The 24856-nt window shown below is 67.9% G+C and carries 26 protein-coding genes; 13 read left to right on the top strand and 13 right to left on the bottom strand.

The features are described from left to right. Positions 1-44: 44 nt before the first annotated feature. Genes PO78_RS02355 through PO78_RS02365 form a run of 3 tightly spaced genes read right to left on the bottom strand, consistent with a single transcriptional unit; the run spans position 45 to position 2205 of the window. A complete protein-coding gene (locus tag PO78_RS02355; RefSeq protein WP_004317051.1) occupies positions 45-899 on the bottom strand; it encodes a sulfurtransferase in 855 nt (284 codons plus the stop codon). Continuing rightward, positions 896-1273, bottom strand: coding sequence for an STAS/SEC14 domain-containing protein (locus PO78_RS02360; protein ID WP_004317053.1), 378 nt, complete (start codon positions 1271-1273; stop codon positions 896-898). Before PO78_RS02360 ends, PO78_RS02355 begins: the two co-directional genes overlap by 4 nt. A 59-nt stretch (positions 1274-1332) precedes the next feature. Continuing rightward, positions 1333-2205, bottom strand: coding sequence for a DMT family transporter (locus PO78_RS02365; RefSeq protein WP_004317054.1), 873 nt, complete (start codon positions 2203-2205; stop codon positions 1333-1335). Between the two features lie 123 nt (positions 2206-2328). Between PO78_RS02365 and glpK the strand changes: the two genes are divergently transcribed. Continuing rightward, a complete protein-coding gene (gene glpK, locus PO78_RS02370; protein WP_004317056.1) occupies positions 2329-3822 on the top strand; it encodes a glycerol kinase GlpK in 1494 nt (497 codons plus the stop codon). 22 nt (positions 3823-3844) lie between these two features. Then, positions 3845-5407, top strand: coding sequence for a glycerol-3-phosphate dehydrogenase/oxidase (locus PO78_RS02375; RefSeq protein WP_012584935.1), 1563 nt, complete (start codon positions 3845-3847; stop codon positions 5405-5407). On the opposite strand, the gene PO78_RS02380 is transcribed toward PO78_RS02375, so the two are convergent. Both PO78_RS02380 and PO78_RS02385 read right to left on the bottom strand, forming a co-directional pair. Continuing rightward, a complete protein-coding gene (locus PO78_RS02380) occupies positions 5359-6675 on the bottom strand; it encodes an ATP-binding protein (protein ID WP_004321262.1) in 1317 nt (438 codons plus the stop codon). The two genes, PO78_RS02375 and PO78_RS02380, sit on opposite strands and share 49 nt — an antisense overlap. Further along, positions 6672-7442: a response regulator gene (locus PO78_RS02385; RefSeq protein ID WP_004321260.1), complete on the bottom strand. Its 771-nt coding sequence runs from the start codon at positions 7440-7442 to the stop codon at positions 6672-6674. Before PO78_RS02385 ends, PO78_RS02380 begins: the two co-directional genes overlap by 4 nt. Before the next feature lie 196 nt (positions 7443-7638). Here PO78_RS02385 and PO78_RS02390 point away from each other — a divergent pair, with 196 nt between their 5' ends. Next, entirely contained in the window at positions 7639-8178 is a 540-nt protein-coding gene (locus tag PO78_RS02390) for a Spy/CpxP family protein refolding chaperone (RefSeq protein WP_004321258.1), read from the top strand. Between the two features lie 257 nt (positions 8179-8435). Here the strand turns inward: PO78_RS02390 and aceA are convergent, their stop codons facing one another. The 4 genes from aceA to clpS all read right to left on the bottom strand — a co-directional run bounded on the left by aceA (position 8436) and on the right by clpS (position 13356). Beyond that, entirely contained in the window at positions 8436-9749 is a 1314-nt protein-coding gene (aceA, locus tag PO78_RS02395; RefSeq protein WP_004321256.1) for an isocitrate lyase, read from the bottom strand. Positions 9750-10127: 378 nt separating this feature from the next. Then, positions 10128-10607, bottom strand: a complete 480-nt coding sequence (rraA, locus tag PO78_RS02400) for a ribonuclease E activity regulator RraA (protein WP_004321254.1) — start codon at positions 10605-10607, stop codon at positions 10128-10130. 166 nt (positions 10608-10773) lie between these two features. Further along, a complete protein-coding gene (gene clpA / locus PO78_RS02405; protein WP_004321251.1) occupies positions 10774-13047 on the bottom strand; it encodes an ATP-dependent Clp protease ATP-binding subunit ClpA in 2274 nt (757 codons plus the stop codon). Then, complete coding sequence (gene clpS / locus PO78_RS02410) at positions 13048-13356, bottom strand: ATP-dependent Clp protease adapter ClpS (RefSeq protein WP_004321249.1); 309 nt, start codon at positions 13354-13356, stop codon at positions 13048-13050. It abuts the gene before it with no gap. Positions 13357-13744: 388 nt separating this feature from the next. On the opposite strand from clpS, the gene PO78_RS02415 reads away from it, so the two are divergent. Then, positions 13745-13948 (top strand): cold-shock protein, encoded by a 204-nt coding sequence (locus tag PO78_RS02415; protein WP_004321247.1) that lies wholly within the window; start codon positions 13745-13747, stop codon positions 13946-13948. A gap of 141 nt (positions 13949-14089) precedes the next feature. On the opposite strand, the gene rpmG is transcribed toward PO78_RS02415, so the two are convergent. The 3 genes from rpmG to radC form a co-directional block, all read right to left on the bottom strand. Beyond that, the gene (gene rpmG / locus PO78_RS02420; RefSeq protein WP_004321245.1) at positions 14090-14257 is read right to left on the bottom strand and encodes a 50S ribosomal protein L33; all 168 of its coding nucleotides are present in this window, start codon (positions 14255-14257) and stop codon (positions 14090-14092) included. 25 nt (positions 14258-14282) lie between these two features. After that, the gene (gene rpmB / locus PO78_RS02425; protein ID WP_002924478.1) at positions 14283-14519 is read right to left on the bottom strand and encodes a 50S ribosomal protein L28; all 237 of its coding nucleotides are present in this window, start codon (positions 14517-14519) and stop codon (positions 14283-14285) included. A gap of 147 nt (positions 14520-14666) precedes the next feature. Then, positions 14667-15344, bottom strand: coding sequence for a RadC family protein (radC, locus tag PO78_RS02430; protein ID WP_004321243.1), 678 nt, complete (start codon positions 15342-15344; stop codon positions 14667-14669). Between the two features lie 78 nt (positions 15345-15422). Here radC and coaBC point away from each other — a divergent pair, with 78 nt between their 5' ends. From coaBC to soxZ, 5 genes are all read left to right on the top strand, one after another. After that, on the top strand, positions 15423-16619 hold the full coding sequence (coaBC, locus tag PO78_RS02435; RefSeq protein ID WP_012584936.1) for a bifunctional phosphopantothenoylcysteine decarboxylase/phosphopantothenate--cysteine ligase CoaBC: 1197 nt from the start codon (positions 15423-15425) through the stop codon (positions 16617-16619). 59 nt (positions 16620-16678) lie between these two features. Then, entirely contained in the window at positions 16679-17128 is a 450-nt protein-coding gene (dut, locus tag PO78_RS02440; protein ID WP_004310222.1) for a dUTP diphosphatase, read from the top strand. Next, positions 17128-17568 (top strand): NUDIX hydrolase, encoded by a 441-nt coding sequence (locus tag PO78_RS02445; protein ID WP_012584937.1) that lies wholly within the window; start codon positions 17128-17130, stop codon positions 17566-17568. The genes dut and PO78_RS02445 overlap by 1 nt, the downstream gene beginning before the upstream one ends. A 239-nt stretch (positions 17569-17807) precedes the next feature. Then, complete coding sequence (soxY, locus tag PO78_RS02450; RefSeq protein WP_012584938.1) at positions 17808-18272, top strand: thiosulfate oxidation carrier protein SoxY; 465 nt, start codon at positions 17808-17810, stop codon at positions 18270-18272. A gap of 27 nt (positions 18273-18299) precedes the next feature. Beyond that, the gene (gene soxZ / locus PO78_RS02455) at positions 18300-18623 is read left to right on the top strand and encodes a thiosulfate oxidation carrier complex protein SoxZ (RefSeq protein WP_012584939.1); all 324 of its coding nucleotides are present in this window, start codon (positions 18300-18302) and stop codon (positions 18621-18623) included. A 30-nt stretch (positions 18624-18653) separates the two neighbouring features. Here the strand turns inward: soxZ and aceK are convergent, their stop codons facing one another. Then, positions 18654-20423, bottom strand: a complete 1770-nt coding sequence (gene aceK / locus PO78_RS02460; RefSeq protein WP_043741856.1) for a bifunctional isocitrate dehydrogenase kinase/phosphatase — start codon at positions 20421-20423, stop codon at positions 18654-18656. A 287-nt stretch (positions 20424-20710) separates the two neighbouring features. On the opposite strand from aceK, the gene icd reads away from it, so the two are divergent. The 4 genes from icd (at position 20711) to PO78_RS02480 (ending at position 24844) form a co-directional block, all read left to right on the top strand. Continuing rightward, the gene (icd, locus tag PO78_RS02465; protein WP_004310228.1) at positions 20711-21955 is read left to right on the top strand and encodes an NADP-dependent isocitrate dehydrogenase; all 1245 of its coding nucleotides are present in this window, start codon (positions 20711-20713) and stop codon (positions 21953-21955) included. A 229-nt stretch (positions 21956-22184) separates the two neighbouring features. Continuing rightward, on the top strand, positions 22185-22445 hold the full coding sequence (locus PO78_RS02470) for a DUF4212 domain-containing protein (RefSeq protein ID WP_004310229.1): 261 nt from the start codon (positions 22185-22187) through the stop codon (positions 22443-22445). A gap of 7 nt (positions 22446-22452) precedes the next feature. Then, positions 22453-24309: a sodium:solute symporter family protein gene (locus tag PO78_RS02475; protein WP_004310231.1), complete on the top strand. Its 1857-nt coding sequence runs from the start codon at positions 22453-22455 to the stop codon at positions 24307-24309. A gap of 151 nt (positions 24310-24460) precedes the next feature. Beyond that, a complete protein-coding gene (locus PO78_RS02480; RefSeq protein WP_004310233.1) occupies positions 24461-24844 on the top strand; it encodes a hypothetical protein in 384 nt (127 codons plus the stop codon). The last annotated feature ends 12 nt before the right edge of the window (positions 24845-24856 follow it).

Below are 24856 nucleotides of genomic sequence, written 5' to 3' on the forward strand. Positions count from 1 at the left end.
GCGACGCGGGGAGGTCCGGGCCGCCCTGGGCGGCCCGCGCGCTTTCAGGCCGGGCCGCGTGCCATCGGCCGCGTGGGATCTGCGCACCACTCGCTCCACGAACCCGCATACAGGCGCGAGCCGGTCAGCCCGGCGGCCTCCATCGCGAGCAGGTTCACGCAGGCGGTGACGCCCGAGCCGCACTGGTGCACCACCTGGCGCGGCGTGTATGCGCCGAGCAGGCTGGCGAACTCTTCGCGCAGTACCGAGGCCTGCTTGAAGCAGCCGCGCGCGTCGAGGTTGTCGCGGAAGAAGCGGTTGCGTGCGCCGGGGATGTGCCCGCCCACCGGATCGAGCACCTCGTTCTCGCCGCGGAAGCGGTCGGGGCTGCGCGCATCGAGCAGCAGCATGTCGCGGCGGCCGAGATGTTGCTGCACGTACTGGGTATCGACCCGGTCCGGACGCAGCGCCAGCGTATAGGTCGCGGGGCGCGCACGCGGCGGCTCGTCGTCGAGCGCGAGCCCGGCCGCCATCCAGGCCTGCAGGCCGCCATCGAGTACCGCGACGCGATGATGGCCGAGCCAGCGCAGCATCCACCACAGGCGCGCGGCGAACATGCCGCCGGCGTCGTCGTAGGCGACCACCTGGCTATGGTTGCCCACGCCGCAGGCGGCGAGCCGGGCGGCGAGGCTGGCGGGATCGGGCAGGGGGTGACGGCCGTTGCGGCCGGTCTTCGGCCCCGACAACCCGGTCTCCAGGTCGATGAAAAAGGCCCCCGGCACGTGCGCGACGTCGTAGGCGCGCTGGCCGAAGACCGGATCGACGAGGTCGGCACGGCAGTCGAACACGACCCAGTCGGCGTCGCGCAGGTGCTGCGCGAGATCGATCGCACCGATCAGCGTCGCGTAGGAAGCGTTCACTGCGCGCTTCCCGTGGTCTCTGCGGTCGTTTCGGCGGCGAGCCAGGCGCGTGCCTCGTCCTCGTCGTCGAAGACCTTGACCTCGGCGGTGACGAAGAGCTGCGACACCCATGCGCTCCAGGTCAGCCACTGGTCTTCCGTGAGTACCGCGATGCGGCGGAAATCGCCCGCGTGCTGGCGCGAGAACTTGATCTCCTCCCACGCCACGTCGAGCGTGAAGCCCGCCATCTGGCGCAGGTCGAAGAGCAGGTCGACCGGTCCGCTGAACTGCACCCGGTAATTGACCACGTCTTCGAACTCCTTGTAGTCGGCGAGGGTGAATTCGCCGAAGACGACGAGCGAGACGAGTTTGTCGGTGCTCTCGGTGCTGATCATGGCAGCCTCCCTGGAGGTGATCGGAGATGCCCCCACTATAGTCCGCGCACCGGCGGGGCTCAATCCGTCGCGACGGCACGGGCCGGCAGCGGTGCCGGCTTCGGGGTGGCGAGCGAGACGCCGATCGCGCCGGCCACGATCAGGCCGACCGCGAGCCAGGACGAGGCCGGCATGAGTTCGTCCCACAGCAGCATGCCGAACACGCTGGCGAAGATCACGGTGGCGTAGCTCAGGTTGGCCGACACCACGGTGCGCCCGTAGCGGTAGGAGCGCGTCATCGCGAGCTGGGCGAGCCCACCGAAGAGGCCGACGCCGAGCAGCGTGGCGAGTTGCCCGGCATCGGGGCGGTGCAACTCGCCGGCGAGTGCCCACGCCAGGCCCATCGTCGAGGTCATCACCGAGAACCAGAACACCGTGCGAACTTCCGGCTCGCCGGCACGGCCGAGCTCGCGCAGGCTCACGTAGGCGAGGCTGGCCAGGGCACCCGAGCCCAGTCCGGCGAGCGCGCCCAGCCATTGCTCGGGCTGCAGCGTGGGGCGCAGCAGCAATACCACACCGGCGAAGCCGGCGAGGATCGCGAGCACGGCGATGGCGCGCAGGCGCTCGCCGAAGAACAGCGCCAGCACCAGGGCGACGAAGAGCGGCGAGGTGTAGTTGAGCGTGACCGCGGTCGCCAGCGGCAGCAGGCCGATCGCGAAGAAGTAGCAGCCGAGCGCGATCGAGCCCGACACGCTGCGCGACAGGTGCATCTTCCAGTGCGGCGTCTTGAGGCCGATACCGCGGCTCGCCGCCAGTCCGACCATCATCAGCATGCTCACGAGCCCGCGCCAGAACACGATCTCGCCGGTCGAGAACGCCCCCGAGGCGAGCTTCACGCACACGCCCATGCAGGCGAACAGGAAGCAGGAGACGATCATCCAGAAGGCGGGCATGGCGGTTGTTGCGCTGCAACGAAGGGGACTCCATTGAATCACATCGTGGCTTTCCCGGGTGGCGGCGGGGCGCGTCCGGCGCTAGGCTCGCGGTATCGCGGTCAGCCCCCGTGCGGAGTCGCCATGGCCTACCTGCTCGCCCTCGACCAGGGCACCACCAGCTCGCGCGCGATCGTGTTCGACGCCGATGGCCGCGTGCGCGGCCTCGCCCAGCAGGCATTCGCGCAGCACTTCCCTGCGCCCGACCGGGTCGAGCACGATCCCCAGGACATCCTGCGTACCCAGCTCGACTGCGCCCGCGAGGCGCTCGCCAATGCCGGCGTGGCCGCACGCGAGGTGGCGGCGATCGGCATCGCCAACCAGCGCGAGACCACCGTGCTGTGGGAGCGCGCCAGTGGACGCGCCCTCGCCCCCGCGATCGTCTGGCAGGACCGCCGCACCGCGGTAGAGTGCGAGCGCCTGCGCGCCGCGGGCTGCGCAGAGGACGTGCGCGCGCGCACCGGGCTGGAGCTCGATCCCTATTTCTCCGCCACCAAGCTCGCCTGGCTGCTCGACCACGTTCCCGATGCGCGCGTGCGCGCCGAGCGCGGCGAGCTCGCCTTCGGCACCATCGACAGCTGGCTGCTGTGGCATCTGAGCGGCGGCCGGCTGCACCTGACCGATGCGGGCAACGCCGCGCGCACGCTGCTCTTCAACCTCCACACGCTGGACTGGGATCCGGTGTTGCTCAAGCGCTTCCGCATCCCGCCCGTGCTGCTGCCGCGCGTGGTGGCGAGCAGCGGGGTGTGCGGCGAGACCGATCCGGCGCTGTTCGGTGCCGCGATCCCGATCGCCGGCATCGGCGGCGACCAGCAGGCGGCGACCTTCGGCCAGGCCTGCCTCGCCCCGGGCATGGCGAAGAACACCTACGGCACCGGCTGCTTCCTGCTCATGAACACCGGCCATGTGCCGGTGGCGTCCGCGCACCGGCTATTGACCACCGTGGGGTGGACCGGGGTGGATGCGGCGCCCAGCTACGCGCTCGAGGGCAGCGTGTTCATGGGCGGTGCGGTGGTGCAGTGGTTGCGTGACGGCCTCGGGCTGGTGAAGCGCGCGTCCGAGGTCGAGGCCTTGGCGGCGAGCGTGCCCGACAGCGGTGGGGTGGTGCTGGTGCCGGCCTTCACCGGGCTGGGCGCGCCGTACTGGGACCCGCACGCGCGCGGCACCCTGCTCGGCCTGTCGCGTGGCAGCGGTGCGGCGCACATCGCGCGTGCGGCACTGGAGGCGATCGCCATGCAGAGCGCCGACCTCGTCCAGGCGATGGCACGCGACGGCGCCGCGCCGCTCGCCGAGCTGCGCGTCGATGGCGGCGCCGCGGCCAACGACCTGCTGATGCAGATGCAGGCCGACCTGCTCGGCGTGCCGGTGCTGCGTCCGCGCCTGCTCGAGACCACCGCCTTCGGCGCCGCCTGCCTGGCTGCGCTTGGCTGCGGGCTGTGGAAGCGGCCGCAGGAGATCGCCACGCACTGGCAACTCGACCGCCGCTTCGAGCCGCGCTGGCCGGCGGCACGGCGCGACGAGGCACGCGCCGTGTGGGTGCGCGCGGTCGAGCGTGCGCGGGCGTGGGCGCAGGACTGAGCGGCTCGCGCCGGTCGCGCTCATGGAATCCGTCCATCCGCACGCCCGTCGTCGGCTTCTCGCCCGCCTCGCCGACGCGCGCGCGGTCGACCTCGTCGTGGTCGGCGGCGGTGCCACCGGGCTGGGCTGCGCGCTCGACGCGGCGGCGCGTGGCCATTCGGTGCTGCTGGTGGAGGCGCGCGACTTCGCCGCCGGCACCAGCTCGCGCTCGACCAAGCTGATCCACGGCGGCGTGCGCTACCTCGCCCAGGGCCGCATCGGCCTGGTGCGCGAAGCCTTGCGCGAGCGCGGGCGCCTGCTGCGCAACGCGCCCGCGCTGGTGCATCCGCTGCGCTTCGTGGTGCCGGCGCGCAACCTGGCGGAGCGGCTCCTGCTGCGTCTCGGGCTCGGCGCCTACGACGCGCTAGCGGGTCGGGACGGGCTGGGCGGCTGCACGCTGCTCGACGCAGCCGGGCTGCATGCGGCGCTGCCCGGATTGCGCGAGGAGGGGCTGGGCGGCGGCGTGGCCTTCCGCGATGCCCAGTTCGACGACGCCGGCCTGGCGCTCGCGCTGGCGCGCACGGCGAGCGCCCACGGTGCGCTGCTGCTCAACCACTGCGCCGCGCACGAGCTGGTGGTGGAAGACGGTCGGCTGCGCGGCGTGGTGGTGCGCGAGGCCGAGGGTGGGCAAGCGCACCATGTCGCTGCGCGCGCGGTGATCAACGCCACCGGGGTGTGGGGCGACACGCTGCGCCGACGTGCCGATCCGGCCGCCCGCGCGCTGCTGCGCCCGAGCCAGGGCGTGCATCTGGTGGTCGACGCCGACTGTCTGCCCGGCAGCGACGCGCTGCTGGTGCCGCGCACCCCGGACGGACGCGTGCTGTTCATGATTCCCTGGTGCGGAAAGGTGCTGATCGGCACCACCGACACCCCGCGCGCCGATACGCCGGCGGAGCCCGAGCCGCTCGCGGGCGAGGTGGACGAGCTGCTGGCCGCCGCTGCGCGCTGGCTGCGTCGGCCGCCGGCGCGCGAGGCCGTGCGCAGCGTCTTCGTCGGCCTGCGGCCCTTGCTCGGCGAGGATGGAGGCGATGGTGCAAGCAGCCGGCTCTCGCGCGAGCACCGCGTCGAGGTCTCGGCGCAGGGCCTGGTCAGCGTGCTGGGCGGCAAATGGACCACCTATCGCGCCATGGCCGAGCAGGCGGTAGATGCGGCCGAGGTGGTAGGCGGGCTGGCGCGGCGGGCATCGCCGACCGCCTCGCTGGCGCTCGATTGCGGAGTGTGCGCGGGGGAGGCGGGCGAGGCGGACTTGCCGGGCGCGCCTCCGGGGCTTCCCCCCGGCGTGCTGCCCGGCGCCGCGGCGGTGCGGCGCGCGCTGCGCGAGGACTTCGCCCTTTCCGTCGAGGACGTGCTCGCGCGCCGCAGCCGCGCGCTTTTCCTCGATGCCGCGGCGGCCGCGGCGGTGGCGCCTGCTGTGGCCGACCTCCTCGCGGCGGAACTCGGCTGGAGCGCGCAGCGGCGCGCGGCCGAGCTCGCGACCTTCCGCGCGCTCGCCGCGCGCTACGGCACGCGCAGCCGCACGACCGCCTCCAGCCCGCCGTCGGGGTGATTGCGCAGCGTGACCTCGCCGCCCTGGGCATGCAGCAGGTTGCGCGTGATCGCCAGCCCGAGCCCGGTCCCACCGGTCTCGCGGTTGCGCGAGGCTTCGGTGCGGTAGAAGGGCTCGAACACCTTCTCGAGCTCGTCCTCCGCGAGGCCGGGGCCGTGGTCGCGGACGCGGATCTCGCAGTGCTCGCCCACGCAGGCCAGCGCCACCTCGACCTTGCCGCCGAACTTCACTGCGTTCTCGATGAGGTTCCACAGCGCGCGGCGCAGCGCCGAGGGGTTGCCGACGATGCGGCCCTGCGCTCCCTCGGGCACGCGCACGGTCCAGCCCATGTCGCGCGCATCCTCGGCGAGGGCCTGCAGCAGGGGGCCGAGCTCGATCGCCTGCGCCGGACTGCGTTCGTCCAGGCTGCGCGCGTAGGCGAGGCCTTCCTTCACCAGGCCCTGCATGGCGTCGAGGTCGGACTGGATGCGCGCGCGCAGGCCCTCGTCGTCGACCATTTCGGCGCGCAGGCGCAGGCGGGTGATCGGCGTCTGCAGGTCGTGGGAGATCGCTGCCAGGATGCGGGTACGCTCGGCGACGTGCTCGGCGACACGCTGCTGCATCTGGTTGAAGGCGGCGGCGGCCTGGGCGACCTCGGTGGGGCCGCGCGTGTCCATGGGTGCGCGCGTCGGGTCCTCGCCGAGCGCGCGCGCCGCCTCCGCCATGCGCGACAGCGGCCGGGTGGCGATGCGCACCGCGATCCAGGTGAGCAAGCCTACCCCCAGCACCAGCGCGGCGAGGGCGGCGAGGAAGGGGCCGCGCTGATGCGGCATGATCGGCGGCAACGGCGGGATGCCCGGCAGGCGGACCTGCAGCGGGGTGCCGTCGGCGAGCGCGAGCACGATCGCCAGGCCGGGGTGGGGGCGGTCGTCGCGCGGATGGGTGTACAGCGTGGCCGGGCGTTGCGGCATGGCCTCGCGCAACGCGGTCTGCAGCGGGTGGTCGTCGGCTAGCGGACGCAGGTGATCGTGCGGTGGGCGCAGCGCGAGGCGCAGGCGGCGGCGGCCGATCTCGTCGATCCAGCGCTCGCGCTCGGGCGGCGACATGCGGTCGAGCAGCTCGGCGACGCTGGCGATCTCCTGCGCCACGCCCTCGAACAGCGCACTGCGCCCGATGCGCTCGCGCTCGCCGAGGAAGAGCGCGAGGCTCACCGCCAGCACGAGTGTCATGCCGACCAGCCAGATCAGCATCAGGCGGGCGAACAGGCTGCGCGGCAGCGGCAGGCTCATCGCGCGCCGCTCCCGTCGGTGTCCGCGGTCTCGGCGACGACCTCGGCGGCGAGCACGTAGCCCTCGTTGCGCACGGTCTTGATGATCGCCGGTTCGCGCGCGTTGTCGCCGAGGCGCTGGCGCAGCCGGCTCACCAGCAGGTCGATCGAGCGATCGAACACGTCGGCCTCGCGTCCCTGGGTGAGTTCCATGAGCTGGTCGCGCGACAGCACCTTCTGCGGGTGCGACAGGAAGACCGCGAGCATGCGGTACTCGGCGCCGGAGAGCGCGACCACCGTGCCCTCGGCGTCGACCAGGTGGCGGTTGATCGTGTCCAGGCGCCAGTGCGCGAAGCGCAGCAGGCGCGCGTTGGCGGGCGGGGCGGCGTCGAGGTTGGGCGGCAACGCGCGGGTGCGGCGCAGCACCGCGCGGATGCGGGCGAAGAGCTCGCGCGGCACGAAGGGCTTGGCGAGGTAGTCGTCGGCACCCATCTCGAGGCCGATGATGCGGTCCATGTCCTCGCCGCGCGCGGTGAGCATCAGGATCGGGGTGTTGGCGTGCGGCCCGCCGCTCGCGCGCAGGTTGCGGCACAGGGTGAGTCCATCCTCGCCGGGCATCATCAGGTCGAGCACGATGAGGTCGATGCGGTGGGTCTCGAGCGCTGCCTTCATCTCGCGCCCGTCGGCCGCGGTGGTGCAGCGCAGTCCCTGCTTCTCGAGGTAGTCGGCAAGCAGCTGGCGGATGTCACGGTCGTCGTCGACGATGAGGATGTGGTCGGACGTATTCATGCGGTGTTCTCCATGGCCTGGATCATAAGGCGGGGTGGGTCCGGCTTTGTATCCCAGCGTATCTGCGGGCGCTGCCGAGACATCAGGCTGCAAACGCGTGCCGCGCGGACAAATCCGGCTTACATCGCGGTGTTCAAATGGCTCCGTCGCCCGAACGGACGGGCAACACGGACAAGCAACCCACAGGAGAGCCATCATGAAAAACTGGATCAAGACCTCGATCGCCGCCGCCATCATCGCCACCGGCGCCATCGGCAGCACCGCAGCGCTGGCCTGGGGCGGCCATTGCGACGGCCCGCGCGGCGGCAAGGCCGGCTGGTCGCAGATGGCGCCCGAGCAGATGAAGGCGAAGATGGCCGCGCGCGCCGAGCTGCACATGGCACGCCTCGAACTGGCGCTGGCCCTGGCGCCCGAGCAGAAGCCCGCCTTCGAGCGCTTCAAGGCCGACATGAAGTCGCGCGCCGAGCGCATGGGCAGCATGATGGCCGAGCGCCGCGCCGCCGAGCCGCCGAAGACGGCGATCGAGCGCATGCAGCGCATGGAGGAGATGAGCAAGCTGCGCCAGGCCGAGATGGGCGAGGCGCGCAAGTCGGTCGAGACCTTCTATGCGACGCTGAGCGATGCGCAGAAGACGGTGTTCGATGCGGAGTTCGAGAAGATGGGCCGCAAGGGCGAGCGCGGCATGAAGGGCGGCGGTCCGCGCGACGGTGGCAGCATGGGGCCGGGCCGCGGCTGACGCCTCGCCGCATCCGCGGCTTGTCTCGAGGTCCGGGGCCGTCCTTCGGGAGGGCCCCGGTGTATTCGGGCAGGCGCGGCGCAAGTCGCGATCGGGCGGTCCCGCACACTGCAGTCCCGCCCGGATCCTGCGTGGCTCTGCGGGAACTGCGGGTGCGATGACGCCAGATCGGTTTGCGGGTCATCGTCGAAAAACGAAAAAGGCCACCCCGCAGGGTGGCCTTCCGTCTCCTCCCCCGTTATGAGGGAAGCAGTCTCTTAGTGGAACTGCTCTTCTTCGGTCGAGCCCGTCAGCGCCTTGACCGAGGACGAGCCACCCTGGATCACGGTGGTGACGTCGTCGAAGTAGCCGGCGCCGACTTCCTGCTGGTGCGACACGAAGGTGTAGCCCTGCTCGCGAGCGGCGAATTCCGGTTCCTGCACCATCTCGGTGTAGTGCTTCATGCCTTCGCCGCGGGCGTAGGCGTGGGCGAACTTGAAGGTGTTGAACCAGTTGATGTGGATGCCGGCCAGGGTGATGAACTGGTACTTGTAGCCCAGCGCCGAGAGTTCGTCCTGGAACTTGGCGATGGTCTTGTCGTCCAGGTTCTTCTTCCAGTTGAAGGACGGCGAGCAGTTGTAGGACAGCAGCTTGCCGGGGTGGGCGGCATGCACGGCCTGGGCGAACTCGCGGGCGAAGCCCAGGTCCGGGGTACCGGTCTCGCACCACACCAGGTCGGCGTAGGGGGCGTAGGCGACGCCGCGGCTGATCGATTGCTCGAGGCCGTTCTTGACACGGTAGAAGCCTTCCTGGGTGCGCTCACCGGTAAGGAAGGGCTTGTCGTTGGCGTCGTGGTCGGAGGTGATGAGGTTGGCGGCTTCGGCGTCGGTGCGGGCCAGGATGATGGTCGGCACACCCATGACGTCGGCGGCGAAGCGGGCGGCGATCAGCTTCTCGCAGGCTTCCTGGGTCGGCACCAGCACCTTGCCGCCCATGTGGCCGCACTTCTTCACGGCAGCGAGCTGGTCTTCGAAATGCACACCGGCGGCGCCGGCGGCGATCATGTTCTTCATCAGCTCGAAGGCGTTCAGCACGCCGCCGAAACCGGCCTCGGCGTCGGCGACGATCGGCAGGAAGTAGTCGACGAATTCCTTGTCGCCCGGGTTGATGCCACGCGACCACTGGATCTCGTCGGCACGCTTGAAGGTGTTGTTGATGCGGCGAACCATGGTCGGGACCGAGTCGTAGGCGTACAGCGACTGGTCGGGATACATGGTCTCGGAGGTGTTGCCGTCGGCGGCGACCTGCCAGCCGGACAGATACACGGCTTCGAGACCGGCCTTGGCCTGCTGCATCGCCTGACCGGCGGTGATCGCGCCGAAGGCGTTCACATAGCCCTTCTTGGCGCCGCCATTGACACGCTCCCACAGCAGCTTGGCACCACGCTGGGCCAGGGTGTACTCGGGCTGCAGGCTGCCACGCAGGCGGACCACGTCGGCCGCGGAGTAGCCGCGCTTGATGCCTTTCCAACGGGGATTCTCGGCCCAGTCTTTTTCGAGGGCGGCGATTTGCTGTTCGCGGGTCAGGGTCATGATGCGTCCTTATGAATGCAGGAGGGGGTCAGGCATCGCGGCGGGTTCAGGCACCGGTCGCGGTGTTCCGGCTGCAGCGGTTTTCGAGGGAGAAAGGACACTGCAGATGGGAAGAGAGTATAGGAGGCATTCCGCGCAGCAGCAATATGTCTTATATAAGACATAAGAAAAAATCTTTTCTATCTAAAACAAAGGCTTGTTAAACGCGTTTTGTATCGTGAAAAGAAATGGAGCGCTGTGAAACGGAAAGGCGGCGTCGCTCTGCTGCATTGCACGCCCGGCGGTTCCGGTAGGCGCGACGCGAGTCGCGATCCCTCCTCCGGGCGCTTGCGGTGCGTCGAGGGCCTCACATGGGCAGCGAAGCAAGCCCGGCGCCGCTCAGAGCAAGGGCTCCGCGCTTACGACCACGCCGTCCTCGTCGGCGTAGACGTGGTGGCCGGGCTGGAAGGTGACGCCGCCGAAGCCCACCGGGATGTCAACCTCGCCGACGTTGCGCTTGACGGTCTTCTTCGGGTGGGTGCCGAGGGCGAAGACGCCGAGGTCCATCTCGCCGATCGCCTTGGAGTCGCGGATGCAGCCGTACACGAGGATGCCGGCCCAGCCATTCTTCACCGCGAGTTCGGCGAGCTGGTCGCCGACCAGGGCGCAGCGCATCGAGGCGCCGCCGTCGATCACCAGCACGCGGCCATTCCCGGGTCCTTCCAGTGCCTTGCGGACGAAGGAGTTGTCCTCGAAGATCTTCAGCGTGGCGATCGGTCCACCGAAGGACGGGCGGCCGCCGTAGCTGGCGAACATGGGGGCGACGACGGCGAGCTTGTCCTCGTGCGCGTCGCAGAGGTCGGCGGTCTGGATGTTGATGCGGGCTCCTCGAGAAAGAAGTGTGGCGATGCGCCGGATGGTCGGCGCGGGAGCAGGCATGATAAACGACGTGGCCAGGGGGGACTCCGCCGGGCGGGTGGGGCGGCCATGAAAAACGGCATGCCGCGTTTCCGCCGGCATGCCGTCTTGCGAGGAAGGGGCGGAATCAGGCCGTGGCCGCTTCCGTCTCCTCGAACACCAGCTTCACCTTGTCGTCCTCGTCGAGGTCGATGGTCACCTTGCCGCCATTGACGAGCCGCCCGAACAGCAACTCGTCGGCCAGTGCCGAGCGGATGGTGTCCTGGATCAGACGGGCCATCGGGCGCGCGCCCATCAGCGGATCGAAGCCCTTCTCGGCCAGCCAGGCCTTGAGCTCGTCGCTGAAGTGGGCCTCGACCTTCTTCTCGTGCAACTGGGCCTCGAGCTGCATCAGGAACTTGTCCACCACGCGCAGGATGACCTCGTTGTCGAGCGCCTTGAACGAGATCATCGCGTCCAGCCGGTTGCGGAACTCCGGCGTGAACAGGCGCTTGATGTCGCCCATCTCGTCGCCCGGCTCGCGCTTGGCCGAGAAGCCGATCACCGACTTCTGCATCGCTTCGGCGCCCGCGTTGGTGGTCATGATGATGATCACGTTGCGGAAGTCCGCCTGGCGACCGTTGTTGTCGGTCAGCGTGCCGTGGTCCATGACCTGCAGCAGGATGTTGTAGATGTCCGGATGTGCCTTCTCGATCTCGTCGAGCAGCAGCACGCTGTGCGGCTTCTTGGTGATCTGCTCGGTGAGCAGGCCGCCCTGGTCGAAGCCGACGTAGCCCGGGGGCGCGCCGATCAGGCGGCTGACTGCGTGCCGTTCCATGTATTCGGACATGTCGAAGCGCACCAGCTCGATGCCCAGCGTGTAGGCAAGCTGGCGGGCGACCTCGGTCTTTCCGACGCCGGTGGGGCCGGAGAACAGGAAGGAGCCGATCGGCTTCTGCGGGTTGCCGAGCCCGGAGCGCGACATCTTGATCGCCTTGGCAAGCGCCTCGATCGCGGCATTCTGGCCGAACACCACGTTCTTGAGATCGCGCTCGAGCGTCTTCAGCGCGGCCTTGTCGTCGTTGGACACGGTGCGCGGCGGGATGCGGGCGATCTTGGCAACGATCTCCTCGATCTCGTTCTTGCCGATGGTCTTCTTCTGTTTGGACTTGGGCAGGATGCGCTGCGCCGCCCCGGCCTCGTCGATGACGTCGATCGCCTTGTCGGGCAGGTGGCGGTCGTTGATGTACTTGGCCGACAGCTCCGCCGCGCTGGAGAGTGCAGAGCTGCTGTACTTGATGCCGTGGTGCTCCTCGAAGCGGCTCTTGAGCCCCTTGAGGATCTCGACGGTCTCGGCCACCGAGGGCTCCACCACGTCGATCTTCTGGAAGCGCCTCGAGAGCGCGTGGTCCTTCTCGAAAATCTGGCGAAACTCGTTGTAGGTGGTCGCGCCGATGCACTTCAACTGGCCCGAGGACAGCGCCGGCTTGAGCAGGTTGGACGCATCCAGCGTGCCGCCCGAGGCCGCACCGGCGCCGATCAGGGTGTGGATCTCGTCGATGAAGAGGATCGCGTTCGGGTTCTCGATGAGCTGCTTGAGCACGGCCTTGAGGCGCTGCTCGAAATCGCCGCGGTACTTGGTGCCGGCGAGCAGCGCACCCATGTCGAGCGCGAACACCTGCGCGTTCTCGAGGATCTCGGGCACGCGGCCCTCGACGATGCGACGCGCAAGGCCTTCGGCAATCGCGGTCTTGCCCACGCCGGCCTCGCCGACCAGCAGCGGGTTGTTCTTGCGCCGGCGGCACAGGGTCTGGATGACACGCTCGACCTCCTTCTCGCGGCCGATCAACGGGTCGATCTTGCCGACCAGCGCCTGCTGGTTGAGGTTCTGCGTGTAGCTCTCCAGCGCACCGCCGGAGGACTTCTCTTCCTGCTCCTGCTCGCCCTGCTCGGGTTCGCTGCGACCCTGCGGCGGGTTGCCCTGGGGCGGCGCCTTGGCGATGCCGTGGGAGATGAAGTTCACCACGTCGAGACGCGAGATGTTCTGCTTCTGCAGGTAATACACCGCGTGCGAGTCCTTCTCGCCGAAGATCGCCACCAGCACGTTTGCGCCGGTGACCTCCTTCTTGCCCGAGGACTGCACATGCAGGATCGCGCGCTGGATCACGCGCTGGAAGCCCAGCGTGGGCTGGGTGTCGATCTCGTCCGTGCCTTCGATGCGCGGGGTGTGTTCTTCGATGAAACCGGTCAGTTCGCGACGCAACTCGTCGATGTTGGCGGCACACGCCTTCAGCACCTGGGCGGCGGAAGGGTTGTCCAGCAGGGCAAGCAGAAGATGCTCCACGGTGATGAACTCGTGGCGCTTCTGCCGTGCCTCGACGAAAGCCATGTGCAGGCTGACTTCAAGCTCTTGCGCGATCATTCAATTTTCCTCCATCACGCATGCCAGCGGATGTTGATGCTGACGAGCAAACGAGGTGACCTGCTCCACCTTGGTCGTGGCGATGTCCCTGGGAAAGACGCCGCATACCCCCATGCCCTCTCTGTGGACTTGGAGCATGACTCGCGTGGCACGTTCGCGATCCATGCCGAAATATTTCTGCAGGACGACGATGACGAAATCCATCGGCGTGTAGTCGTCGTTCAACAGCATGACCTTGAAGAGCGGGGGCGGGCGCGTGCGCGTCCGCTTGGCTTCCAGGACCAGATCGTCTTGTTTTCGGGTGCCCATAAAATCATTCTAATGAAGTCGAAGCAGAGTGCAACACGCGCTTCGTGTGCGCGTCGAGTCCCGGGAAAACCCCATGCAGAGTGTGGTTTGGCGCGCACTGCCCGAAACAGGCTTCTTGCGCTGCGGCATGAACGCATCTCCGCGCCAGGCGCGAAATCGCGCTCGGGATGGGGGTGGGTCCGTGCGCATTCATGTTGCGCTGCGCGATCGAAACCGCGCGAAATCCCGTTGACGCTGCCGTGCCGAATGCGTAAAAAAGAAGGCGAGCGCCGGCTCGAGCCTGATCCCGAGGGGCTTCCGGAGGTGGTTTTGGTCCCTGTCAGCGCCCACACGACCGCGGTTTGCGAAGGCCGCGGTGTAACAAGCAACCTTGAAGGATCCAAGCAATATGGCAACTGGTACCGTGAAGTGGTTCAACGATTCCAAGGGTTTCGGTTTCATCACGCCGGATGATGGAAGTGAAGACCTGTTCGCACATTTCTCCGCCATCACGATGAGCGGTTTCAAGAGCCTGAAGGAAGGCGAGAAGGTCTCCTTCGACGTCACCCAGGGTCCCAAGGGCAAACAGGCCTCGAACATCCAGCGCGCGTGATTCCGCGGCGCATGTGATCGTGCCCGCCACTGCCGGTGGCGGGCGAAAAAACAGAAGGGCCATCGGATCTTCCGATGGCCCTTCCGGTTTTCTGGAGCTGCCGCGTTCTGCCGGGCGGTTGCGTGCAACCGCCGCGCCAAATCACTTCAGCTTCACTTCCTTGTACGGCACGTGCTTGCGCGCGACCGGGTCGTACTTGCTGAACTCGAGCTTCCCGGGTGTGGTGCGCTTGTTCTTCGAGGTGGTGTAGAAGTGACCCGTACCGGCGGTCGACTCCAGTTTGATCTTTTCGCGGATGCCCTTGGCCATGGCCTTCTCCGTTCAGTTCGGTTGCTTACAGCTTCTCGCCACGGGCGCGAAGCTCGGCAACGACGACGTCGATGCCTTTCTTGTCGATCGTGCGCAGACCCGCGTTGGACACGCGCAGGCGGATCCAGCGGTTCTCGCCTTCGCTCCAGAAGCGGCGGCTCTGCAGGTTGGGCAGGAAACGACGCTTGGTCTTGTTGTTGGCGTGGGAAACGTTATTTCCCACCATCGGTGCTTTACCGGTCACTTGGCAGACGCGAGCCATACGATGCTCCAGGGAATTCTGATTGCGGAAAACGTGCGAGGATAATGCAAGAAGCGCGGTCGAGGCAAGCCCCGCGTACCTTCGTCGTGTTCGCAGGGTGGAATGCCAGGCAGGGTCCGGGGCCGGAGCGGAAGGGCGGGCGGAACCTCAAAGCAGGCCGCGTTCGGCGAATGATACCGGATGACCGTGCGCCGGCACCACGAAATGATCGAGCACGCGCACGTCGACCAGGCCGAGAGCGTCCTTCAGCGCACGCGTGAGCAGCTCGTCGGCGGTGCTCGGCTCGGCGGCACCGGAGGGATGGTTGTGGGCGAGGATCACGGCCGCGGCGTTGCGCGCGAGGGCGAGCTTGACCACCTCGCGCGGATACACCGAGGTTTGCGTGAGCGTGCCGCGGAAGAGATCGACCGCCTCGATCAGGCAGTGGCGTGCGTCGAGCAGCAGCACGCAGAAGGTCTCGTGGGGCAGGTGTCCGAGGCGCAGGCGCAGCCAGTCGCGTACGACCTGGGGTGAATCGAACAGCGGGCGTGCGACCAGCGTCTCGGCGAGCGCCCGCCGCGACAGTTCCATGACCGCCTGCAGTTGGGCATACTTCGCCAGCCCCATGCCAGGTACCGCGGCGAACTCGTTCGCGTCGGCGCCGCACATGCGGGTCAGGGTGCCGAAGCGGGACAGCAGCGCGCGGGCGAGGTCGACCGCGCTCTGCCCGCGGATGCCCACGCGCAGGAAGATCGCCAGCAGCTCCGCGTCGGACAGCGCCGCGGCGCCGCGGGCGAGGAGCTTCTCGCGCGGACGTTCGTCCGCAGGCCAGTCGGTGATCGCCATCGCGTGTCCGCCTCCCTCGTCGTGGCCTGTCGGCCTATCCAGAATGCATCGATCCATCGCGGAGTATAGTTCATCGTCATGAGCATGTTGAGCAATCGCAAGATCGTCCTCGGGGTTGGCGGTGGCATCGCCGCGTACAAGTCGGCCGAGCTGGTGCGCCTGCTCGGCAAGGCCGGCGCCGAGGTACACGTGGTGCTGAGCGAGGGCGGGGCGCGCTTCGTGACCCCGGTGACCTACCAGGCGCTGTCGGGCAATCCGGTGTGGTCCGACCTGTGGGATGCGCGCATGCCCAACCACATGGCGCACATCGATCTCGGCCGCGACGCCGATGCCATCCTCGTCGCCCCGGCGACCGCAGATTTCCTTGCCCGCCTCGCTCATGGCCACGCCGACGACCTGCTCAGCACGCTTTGCCTGGCGCGCGCCGTGCCGCTGATCGTCGCCCCGGCGATGAACCGCCAGATGTGGGAATCGCCGCCGACGCAGCGCAACGTCGCGCAGATCCGCGCCGACGGCGTCGCCGTGTTCGGTCCCGCGGCGGGCGACCAGGCCTGCGGCGAGGTCGGCATGGGGCGCATGCTCGAGGCGGAGGAGCTGCTCGAACGCCTCGAGGGCTTCTTCGTGCCCAAGCTGCTCGCCGGACGCAAGGTCGTGCTCACCGCCGGGCCGACCTTCGAGGCGCTCGATCCGGTGCGCGGCATCACCAACATCAGCTCGGGCAAGATGGGCTACGCGCTCGCGCGCGCCTGCGCCCAGGCGGGCGCGGAGGTGGTGCTGGTGAGCGGACCGGTGAGCCTGCCGGTGCCGGCCGAGGTGAGGCGCGTGAGCGTGACCAGCGCGCTGGAGATGCGTGACGCGGTGCTCCACGCGCTGCCGGGTGCGGACGTCTTCATCGGCGTGGCCGCGGTGGCCGATTACCGGCCGCTGGCGAGTGCCGAACACAAGCTGAAAAAGTCCGCCGATACCATGAACATCGCGCTGACCCCCAACCCGGACATCCTTGCCGAGGTGGCCGCACATGCCGACGCGCCTTTCTGCGTCGGTTTCGCCGCCGAGAGCCGCGACCTCGACGCCTACGCCGAGGGCAAGCGACGCAACAAGCGGCTGCCGATGCTGGTCGGCAACCTGGTCAGCGACGGCATGGGCGGCGACGACAACACCGTGATCCTCTACGACGACGCCGGCCGCCACCCGCTGCCGCGTGCGGCCAAGGCCGAGGTGGCGCGCGGCATCGTCGCCCACCTCGCCGGCCTGCTGCCGGCCCGCGGGCGCTGAGCGCAAACGCAACGACAGGCTGGGCCGGCACGCGCCGCCCGCCGGCAAGGAGAGCCGACATGCACCGAATCGACGTCAAGCTGCTCGACGAGCGCCTCAAGACCCATCCCCCCGCCTACGCCACGGAGGGCGCCGCGGGGCTCGACCTGCGCGCCTGTCTGCCCGGCCCGATCACCCTGCACCCGGGCGAGACCACGCTGGTGCCGAGCGGCCTCGCGATCCATCTTTCCGACCCGGGGCTGGCGGCGATGGTGCTGCCACGCTCCGGGCTCGGCCACAAGCACGGCATCGTTCTCGGCAACCTAATCGGGCTGATCGACTCCGACTACCAGGGGCAGATCTTCGTCTCGGTGTGGAACCGTGGGCGCGCGAGCTTCACCATCGAGCCGATGGAGCGCATCGCCCAGCTCGTGGTGGTGCCGGTGCTGCAGGTCGGCTTCAACTTCGTCGAGGGCTTCGAGCAGAGCTCGCGCGGGGCGGACGGCTTCGGCAGCACGGGCAAGCACTGATGCACGCAGGGATTCCTACCGGCGTCCATGTGCTGTGCCGGCGCGAGGGCCGCGTGCTGCTGATGCGCCGTGCCGGAACGGGTTTCTTCGACGGCCTCTTCAGCCTGCCCGGGGGACACGTGGAGCCGGGCGAGTCGGTGCGCGCGGCGGCGCGGCGCGAGCTGCGCGAGGAGACCGGGCTGGAGGTCGAGGAGGGCGAGCTGGCCTGGCTGGGTGTCGTCCATCGGCGCTCGGACACCAATCGCATCGACTTCTTCCTCGCCGCGGAGCGCTTCAGTGGCGAGCCCGCCATCCTCGAGCCGCACAAGTGCGATCGCCTCGAATGGCACGCGCCCGGGGCCCTGCCCGAGCGTACGGTCGAGTACGTGCGCGCCGCGCTCGCGGCCGGCCCGGCGCCGTGGATCCTGGAGCTCGGTTGGAAGGAGGCGGGCACCGCGTAGCCGCCACGCTGTGCGCAGGAGCGACGCCATGGCGAGTGTGGCGGCGGGTCTCGCGCCGGAGGACGTGCTCGCGCTCGGCGTCGATTTCGACCGGAAGCCCGCCAAGCCGCGCTCGACGCGCGACGGCGTGCTCGCCGGATGGACGATGCTGCGCTGCGCCAGAGCGGTCCCGGGTGTGCGAGTATTGCCGCACGCGGCGGCCACGCGCTGCCGCCATGCGAACCCTGCAGGAGAGCCGGATGGACCAAAAACGAAGACAATTGCTGCATGCCGTCGGGGGCTTGGGCGTGCTGGGCCTGCTTGCCACCGCCGGTCTGATCTCGCCCGCGCAGGCGCAGGCCGCCGCCGCGCGGCCCGGTTTCGACGCCCGCGAGCTGAACGCGGCGCTCGCCGCGCTGGGGGCGCAGGAGGCCAGTGCGAGCGCCGAGCTGAGTCTCGCCGCCCCCGACATCGCCGAGGTCGCCAACGCCGTCTCGGTCGAGGTGAAGAGCCGCCTGCCCGGCACCGACCGCATCGCGATCCTGGTCGAGAAAAATCCCTTCCCGCTTGCCGCGGTGTTCTCCATCCCGGAGGGCACCCAGCCCGAGGTGATCACCCGGCTGAAAATGGCGCAGAGTGCCGACGTGGTCGCGCTGGTGCGGGCAAACGGCCGCTTCCACATCGCCCGCAAGGCGGTCATCGTCACCATCAGCGGCTGCGGCTGAGCCGCGCCGGCACAGGAGAGCGACTCCATGACAAACCCGATGCGCATCCGCGCGGACGTCCGCGACGGCGTCGCCGACGTCCGCATGCAGGTCCCTCATCCGATGGAGAGCGGCCAGCGCAAGGACGACAAGGGCGCGATCATCCCCGCGCACTTCATCACCCGGCTGGAGGTCCACCACGGCGAACGCCTCGTCTTCGGCGCCGACTTCGGCCCATCCGTTTCGGCCAACCCCTTCCTGCGCTTCCGTTTCAAGGGGGCGGCCGCGGGCGATCGCCTGGTGGCGCGCTGGGTCGATAGCCGCGGCGACAGCCGCAGCGACGAGGCGGTGATCGCCGGCGCGCCGGCCTGAGCGCTTGCCGGCCGGCTCCCGGGCGGGCGCTCAGCTTGAAGCTGCGCCCGCGGCCGGCGGAAAGAGCTTGCAGAAGCGCAGCTCGACCGGGTAGGGGAAGAAGTCCTCGACGTAGCCCTCGCGGATGCGCCGCTGCGCTTCCTGCCAGAACTTCGGCGCGAGCAGGTCGCGGTGGTGCTTGAGGAAGGCCTTGCGCACCCGCGGCACGCCGAGCAGGAAGGTGGCGAACTCCTCCGGGAAGACGTCCATCGGCCCGGCCGAGTACCACGGCTCGCCCGACATCTCCATCTCCTCGTAGGGCGCGGGCGGGATCTTGCGGAAGTTCATGTCGGTCATGTACTCGATCTCGTCGTAGTCGTAGAACACGACGCGACCGTAGCGCGTGACGCCGAAGTTCTTCCACAGCATGTCGCCGGGGAAGATGTTGGCGATGGCGAGCTCGCGGATGGCGTTGCCGTACTCCTTGACCGCCTCTTCCAACTCCGGTTCGCTCGCCTTTTCCAGGTGGAGGTTGAGCGGGGTCATGCGGCGCTCGATGTAGAGGTGCTTGATGATCACCTTGTCACCGTCGATCTCGAACGAGGACGGTGCGAGCGTGCGCAGCTCGTCCAGCAGCTCGGGGTGGAAGCGCGCCAGCGGCAGCGCCGCGTAGGAGAACTCCAGCGTGTCCGCCATGCGCCCGACGCGGTCGACATGCTTGACCATCAGGTACTTGCGCTTGACCGTGGCGCGGTCCATGTTCTTCGACGCGCCGAACACGTCCTTGATGATCTTGAACACGTAGGGGAAGGACGGCAGCGTGAACACCAGCATCACCAGGCCGCGGATGCCCGGGGCGACGATGAACTGGTCGTTGGAGTGGCGCAGGTGCGCGACGAGGTCGCGGAAGAACATGGTCTTGCCCTGCTTGCCCAGGCCGAGCATGGTGTACAGCTCGCTCCTCGGCTTGTTGGGCATGATCGAGCGCAGGAACTGTACGTAGCCCGAGGGCACCTCCATGTCGACCAGGAAGTAGGCGCGCGACAGCGAGAACAGCACCGAGATTCGCCACGGGTCGAGGATCAGCGTGTCGAGGTAGAGCAGGCCGCGCTCGTTGTGGCGCACCGCGATCGCGAACGGCGTTTCCTGATAGCCGTTGACCGTCTTGCCGATGATGTAGGCGGTCTTGTTGCGGTAGAAGGCCGAGTACAGCACCTGGATCTGGCAGTTGACCTCCATCGGCGGCCACTCGCCCAGGTGCGCCTGCGCCGCGCGCAGCACGAAGTCGACGTCGCGGTCGAGATCCTCGAAGCTGCGCTGCCAGTCGAAGTCCTCGACGATGCGCCGGACGGTGGCGCGCAGGCCGCGGTCGCGCGGGTAGTAGCTCGAATACACCGGCGGGTAGGACTCGATGTACTCGGTGGAGATGGCCGGACGCGCGAACAGGTAGTCGTTGTTGAAGTAGCTGCGGTGCAGGATCTTGGTGGTGACCGAGTTGAAGAAGGTCTCGGCGAGCTCGGGCTGGCGGTGGTTGATCAGCATGCCGATGAACTGCAGCTTGACCTGCTGCCAAGTGCTGTCGTCGAGCGAGTCGGCGTCGAACTCGTCGTGCAGGCGCTGCACCGTCTCGTCGACGCGGTCGTCATAGAACTGCACGCGCTCGCGCACCGCGTCGAGCTGCTTCTGCCACTGCGCGGCTTCGTAGAGTTCCTTGGCGCGGCGCGAGGTCTCGCGAAAGATGCGGTAGTGCTTGTTGAAGCCCTCCACCAGTGCCTGCGCGATCGCTTGCGCGACCGGGCTTTCTCCCGACTGCACGTCCATCGAACCCCTCCGGAGGATCCCGCCGTCGCAGCCGCGACGGTGCCGAACACGCCGGAAATGGTAGCACCGGCCGCGTCCGCGCCGGCGTGCCATGCTGCGGTGCTTCCTTTCGACCCGCGGGGCTTTGGGACATAATCGGCCTCCGGTATAGGGCTGTGCGGCGGATTGCAGCGTGTCCCGCATGCCGTCGCCGCCTTCCGGTCCGTCCCCCGACGGACGTCTCCGTGGCAGTTCGACCACAGCAGCGCCGCGGAATCCATCCGTGGCCATTGAGCGAGGGAGCAGGCATGAGCGAATCCAAGATCAAGGTACCCGCAGGCGGCCAGAAGATCGTCCCGGGGCAGGCCGTTCCGGACAATCCGATCATCCCCTTCATCGAGGGTGACGGCATCGGCGTCGACATCACCCCGGTGATGATCAAGGTGATCGACGCGGCGGTGGACAAGGCCTACGGCGGCAAGAAGAAAATCCACTGGATGGAGGTCTACGCCGGCGAGAAGTCGACGCAGATCTACGGTCCCGACGAGTGGTTGCCGAAGGAGACCTTCGACGCACTGAAGACCTACTCGGTGTCGATCAAGGGCCCGATGACCACCCCGGTGGGCGGCGGCATCCGCTCGCTCAACGTGGCGCTGCGTCAGGAGCTCGACCTCTACCAGTGCGTGCGTCCGGTGCGTTACTTCAAGGGTGTGCCCAGCCCGCTCAAGCAGCCCGAGCTGACCGACATGGTCATCTTCCGCGAGAACACCGAGGACATCTACGCCGGCATCGAATGGCAGGCGCTGTCCGAGGGCGCGAAGAAGGTCATCGACTTTCTGCAGGGCGAGATGGGGGTCAGGAAGATCCGCTTCCCGGCGACCTCGGGCATCGGCATCAAGCCGGTGTCGATCGAGGGCACGACCCGCATCGTGCGCGCCGCGATCAGGTACGCGATCGACAACGACCGCAAGAGTGTGACCCTGGTGCACAAGGGCAACATCATGAAGTTCACCGAGGGCCTGTTCCGCGACACCGGCTACAGGGTGGCGCAGGAGGAGTTCGGCGCGCAGCCGATCGACGGCGGCCCGTGGTGCAAGTTCAAGAACCCGAAGAGCGGTCGCGAGATCCTCGTCAAGGACGCGATCGCCGACGCCTTCCTGCAGCAGATCCTGCTGCGTCCGGCCGAGTACGACGTGATCGCCACGCTCAACCTCAACGGCGACTACATCTCGGACGCGCTTGCCGCGCAGGTGGGCGGCATCGGCATCGCGCCGGGCGCCAACATTTCCGACCAGTACGCCTGCTTCGAGGCCACCCACGGTACCGCGCCCAAGTACGCCGGGCTGGACAAGGTGAACCCGGGCTCGCTGATCCTGTCTGCAGAGATGATGCTGCGCCACCTGGGCTGGAAGGAGGCGGCCGACCTGGTGATCCGGGGCATGGAGGCGGCGATCGCCGACAAGCAGGTCACCTACGACTTCGCGCGCCTGATGGAAGGCGCCAACGAGGTCTCGTGTTCGGAGTTCGGCGACGCGATGATCGCGCGCATGTAGGCGCGGAACCGGCCGGCGCCTCTGCCGGCGGTGACGAACCCGCCCGCTCCCCCCCGGAGCCGGCGGGTTTTTTCTTGCTTGTACCTTGCGTCTTGCGCCTCGCTCCTTACGCCTCTGTAAGGGATAAGTAAGACTGATCTTTCTATAATCGCCCCACTGCTGCATGGTCCGGAGCTGTCTCCAGCCTTCGCCCGTGTGGTGGCAGGTGTTTCACTTATAACGAGGAGACATGATGGAAAACAACAGTGCTTCAGGCTATTGGAAAGCCACGCTGGGACTCCTGACCAAGATCCTGATCATCTGGTTCGTGGTCTCGTTCGGTGCCGGCATCCTCTTTGCGCCCGCGCTCAACAGCATCTCGCTGGGAGGCTATCCGCTCGGGTTCTGGTTCGCCCACCAAGGCGCGATCTACATCTACATCGCGCTGATCTTCTGGTACGCGAAGAAGATGGGCGACATCGATCGCCAGTTCGACGTCCACGAGGAGTAAGAGGATTATGGATCTCCAAACCGTTACCTACCTGGTGGTCGGCGCCTCGTTCGCGCTGTACATCGGCATCGCCATCTGGGCGCGCGCCGGCAGCACCAGCGAGTTCTACGCCGCGGGCGGCAGCGTGCACCCGATCACCAACGGCATGGCCACGGCGGCCGACTGGATGTCGGCGGCTTCCTTCATTTCCATGGCGGGCCTGATCGCCAACATGGGCTACGGCGGCGGCCTGTTCCTGATGGGCTGGACCGGCGGCTACGTCCTGTTGGCGATGTTGCTGGCGCCGTACCTGCGCAAGTTCGGCAAGTTCACCGTGCCGCAGTTCATCGGCGACCGCTTCTACTCGAAGACGGCTTCGACGGTGGCGGTGGTGTGCCTGTTGACCGCGTCGCTGACCTACATCATCGGTCAGATGACTGGCGTCGGCGTGGCCTTCTCGCGCTTCCTCGGCGTCTCGAGCGACACCGGCATCTACATCGGCCAGGCGATCGTGTTCCTGTACGCGGTGTTCGGCGGCATGAAGGGCATCACCTACACCCAGGTCGCGCAGTACATCGTGCTGATCGCCGCCTACCTGGTGCCGGCCTTCTTCATCTCGCTGCAGCTCACCGGCAACCCGCTGCCGCAGCTCGGCCTCGGGTCGACCATGGCCGGCACCGATGTCTCGCTGCTCGCCAAGCTCGACCTCATCGTGAAGGATCTGGGCTTCGACCAGTACACGACCTCGATCCCGGGCAGCACGCTCAACATGTTCATGTACACCCTGTCGCTGATGATCGGCACCGCGGGCCTGCCGCACGTCATCATGCGCTTCTTCACCGTTCCGACGGTGAAGGACGCGCGCAGCTCGGCGGGTTGGGCGCTGATCTTCATCGCCCTGCTGTACACCACTGCACCTGCGGTCGGCGCGATGGCCAAGCTGAACCTGCACGGCACGGTGAACTCGGCGGTCGGTCTCGAGACCAACGCCGCAGGCAAGCTGGCGGTGAACCCGGCCACGGTCAAGGCCAACGCCGACCTGTACGCCACCGAGTCCAGCCTGCAGTACGAGCAGCGCCCCGAGTGGATGAAGCGTTGGGAGAAGACCGGTCTGCTGAAGTTCGAGGACAAGAACGGCGACGGCCGCATCCAGTACTACAACGACAAGACCAAGGACGCCGATGCCAAGGCCAAGGCCGCGGCCGCGGGTTGGAAGGGCAACGAGCTCACGGTGAACGCCGACATCATGGTGATGGCGAACCCCGAGATCGCGCTGCTGCCCAACTGGGTGATCGCGCTGGTCGCCGCGGGTGGTCTGGCTGCCGCATTGTCGACCGCCGCCGGTCTGCTGATGGCGATCTCGTCCGCGGTGTCGCACGACCTGGTGAAGAACGTGTTTGCGCCGAGCATCAGCGACAAGAACGAGCTGCTGGTGGGCAAGATCTCGATGGCGGTCGCGATCGTGATCTCCGGCTACCTCGGTCTCAACCCGCCGGGCTTCGCCGCCGGTACGGTCGCGCTGGCCTTCGGTATCGCCGCCTCGTCGCTGTTCCCGGCGATCATGATGGGCATCTTCTCCAAGAAGATGAACAAGGAAGGCGCGATCGCGGGCATGCTGGCCGGCCTCTTCGTCACGCTGTTCTACGTGTTCGCGCACAAGGGCATCTTCTTCGTGAAGGGCACCGAGTTCATCGACCTGATCGGCGGCCCGAACAGCTTCTTCGGCATCACGCCGGAAGCCTTCGGTGCGGTGGGTGCGATGGTGAACTTCATCGTTGCGGTCGTGGTCGACAAGGTGACCAAGGAGCCGCCGGAGCACATCCAGCACATGGTCGAGTCGGTGCGTATCCCGCGCGGTTCGAAGCTGGTGGACGGCGCCCACTAAGCAGCGTCCGGCAACTGTCGGGCAGCACCATCCGGCGCGCGCCGGATGGTGCGGACGGAGCCCCGCCGGTCGGATTGGCGGGGCTTTTTATTTCCGGAAAGTGGTACCGTGCAGGACGGCGATCGACTCGCCGCCCATGCTGGAGTCGAGAATGATCCTCAACGCAAGCATCGCCCTCAACTGGATACTGTTCCTCGCCCTGTTCCCGATCGCCTTCTTCTGGTTCCGGCGGGCGTGGCGGATCCTGTTCAGGCGGGATTTCTCCGAGGTCGCGCTGAAGGGCGGCATGCCGCCGCCGAACCCGGAGCGCTATGCGCCCTACACGCTTGCGATCAACCTGATCGGCGGTGGGGTGATCGTCTTCGTGATCCTCGGCATCGTGACCGGCAGCATGGACTTCGACACCTGGACCGCGAGCGCGGGGGTGACGATCTGGATGAAGTTCTTCCTGGATTTCGCGCTCGGCCGGCATGCGCACCCGATCGTGCCGCGGCGCAAGAAGGTCGAGCAAGGCAAGCCCTCTGCAGAGCACTGAAGTACGCCGCAT

The sequence above is a fragment of the Thauera sp. SWB20 genome, assembly GCF_000831325.1.
In the GTDB taxonomy this organism is placed as follows: domain Bacteria; phylum Pseudomonadota; class Gammaproteobacteria; order Burkholderiales; family Rhodocyclaceae; genus Thauera; species Thauera aminoaromatica.

What these genes read in the sequence shown, in the direction of transcription:
- PO78_RS02360 (WP_004317053.1), bottom strand. Translation starts at nt 1,273, where the DNA reads ATGATCAGCACCGAGAGCACCGACAAACTCGTCTCGCTCGTCGTCTTC.
- PO78_RS02365 (WP_004317054.1), bottom strand. Translation starts at nt 2,205, where the DNA reads ATGCCCGCCTTCTGGATGATCGTCTCCTGCTTCCTGTTCGCCTGCATG.
- glpK (WP_004317056.1), top strand. Translation starts at nt 2,329, where the DNA reads ATGGCCTACCTGCTCGCCCTCGACCAGGGCACCACCAGCTCGCGCGCG.
- PO78_RS02375 (WP_012584935.1), top strand. Translation starts at nt 3,845, where the DNA reads ATGGAATCCGTCCATCCGCACGCCCGTCGTCGGCTTCTCGCCCGCCTC.
- PO78_RS02380 (WP_004321262.1), bottom strand. Translation starts at nt 6,675, where the DNA reads ATGAGCCTGCCGCTGCCGCGCAGCCTGTTCGCCCGCCTGATGCTGATC.
- PO78_RS02385 (WP_004321260.1), bottom strand. Translation starts at nt 7,442, where the DNA reads ATGAATACGTCCGACCACATCCTCATCGTCGACGACGACCGTGACATC.
- PO78_RS02390 (WP_004321258.1), top strand. Translation starts at nt 7,639, where the DNA reads ATGAAAAACTGGATCAAGACCTCGATCGCCGCCGCCATCATCGCCACC.
- aceA (WP_004321256.1), bottom strand. Translation starts at nt 9,749, where the DNA reads ATGACCCTGACCCGCGAACAGCAAATCGCCGCCCTCGAAAAAGACTGG.
- clpA (WP_004321251.1), bottom strand. Translation starts at nt 13,047, where the DNA reads ATGATCGCGCAAGAGCTTGAAGTCAGCCTGCACATGGCTTTCGTCGAG.
- clpS (WP_004321249.1), bottom strand. Translation starts at nt 13,356, where the DNA reads ATGGGCACCCGAAAACAAGACGATCTGGTCCTGGAAGCCAAGCGGACG.
- PO78_RS02415 (WP_004321247.1), top strand. Translation starts at nt 13,745, where the DNA reads ATGGCAACTGGTACCGTGAAGTGGTTCAACGATTCCAAGGGTTTCGGT.
- rpmG (WP_004321245.1), bottom strand. Translation starts at nt 14,257, where the DNA reads ATGGCCAAGGGCATCCGCGAAAAGATCAAACTGGAGTCGACCGCCGGT.
- rpmB (WP_002924478.1), bottom strand. Translation starts at nt 14,519, where the DNA reads ATGGCTCGCGTCTGCCAAGTGACCGGTAAAGCACCGATGGTGGGAAAT.
- radC (WP_004321243.1), bottom strand. Translation starts at nt 15,344, where the DNA reads ATGGCGATCACCGACTGGCCTGCGGACGAACGTCCGCGCGAGAAGCTC.
- coaBC (WP_012584936.1), top strand. Translation starts at nt 15,423, where the DNA reads ATGAGCATGTTGAGCAATCGCAAGATCGTCCTCGGGGTTGGCGGTGGC.
- dut (WP_004310222.1), top strand. Translation starts at nt 16,679, where the DNA reads ATGCACCGAATCGACGTCAAGCTGCTCGACGAGCGCCTCAAGACCCAT.
- PO78_RS02445 (WP_012584937.1), top strand. Translation starts at nt 17,128, where the DNA reads ATGCACGCAGGGATTCCTACCGGCGTCCATGTGCTGTGCCGGCGCGAG.
- soxY (WP_012584938.1), top strand. Translation starts at nt 17,808, where the DNA reads ATGGACCAAAAACGAAGACAATTGCTGCATGCCGTCGGGGGCTTGGGC.
- soxZ (WP_012584939.1), top strand. Translation starts at nt 18,300, where the DNA reads ATGACAAACCCGATGCGCATCCGCGCGGACGTCCGCGACGGCGTCGCC.
- aceK (WP_043741856.1), bottom strand. Translation starts at nt 20,423, where the DNA reads ATGGACGTGCAGTCGGGAGAAAGCCCGGTCGCGCAAGCGATCGCGCAG.
- icd (WP_004310228.1), top strand. Translation starts at nt 20,711, where the DNA reads ATGAGCGAATCCAAGATCAAGGTACCCGCAGGCGGCCAGAAGATCGTC.
- PO78_RS02470 (WP_004310229.1), top strand. Translation starts at nt 22,185, where the DNA reads ATGATGGAAAACAACAGTGCTTCAGGCTATTGGAAAGCCACGCTGGGA.
- PO78_RS02475 (WP_004310231.1), top strand. Translation starts at nt 22,453, where the DNA reads ATGGATCTCCAAACCGTTACCTACCTGGTGGTCGGCGCCTCGTTCGCG.
- PO78_RS02480 (WP_004310233.1), top strand. Translation starts at nt 24,461, where the DNA reads ATGATCCTCAACGCAAGCATCGCCCTCAACTGGATACTGTTCCTCGCC.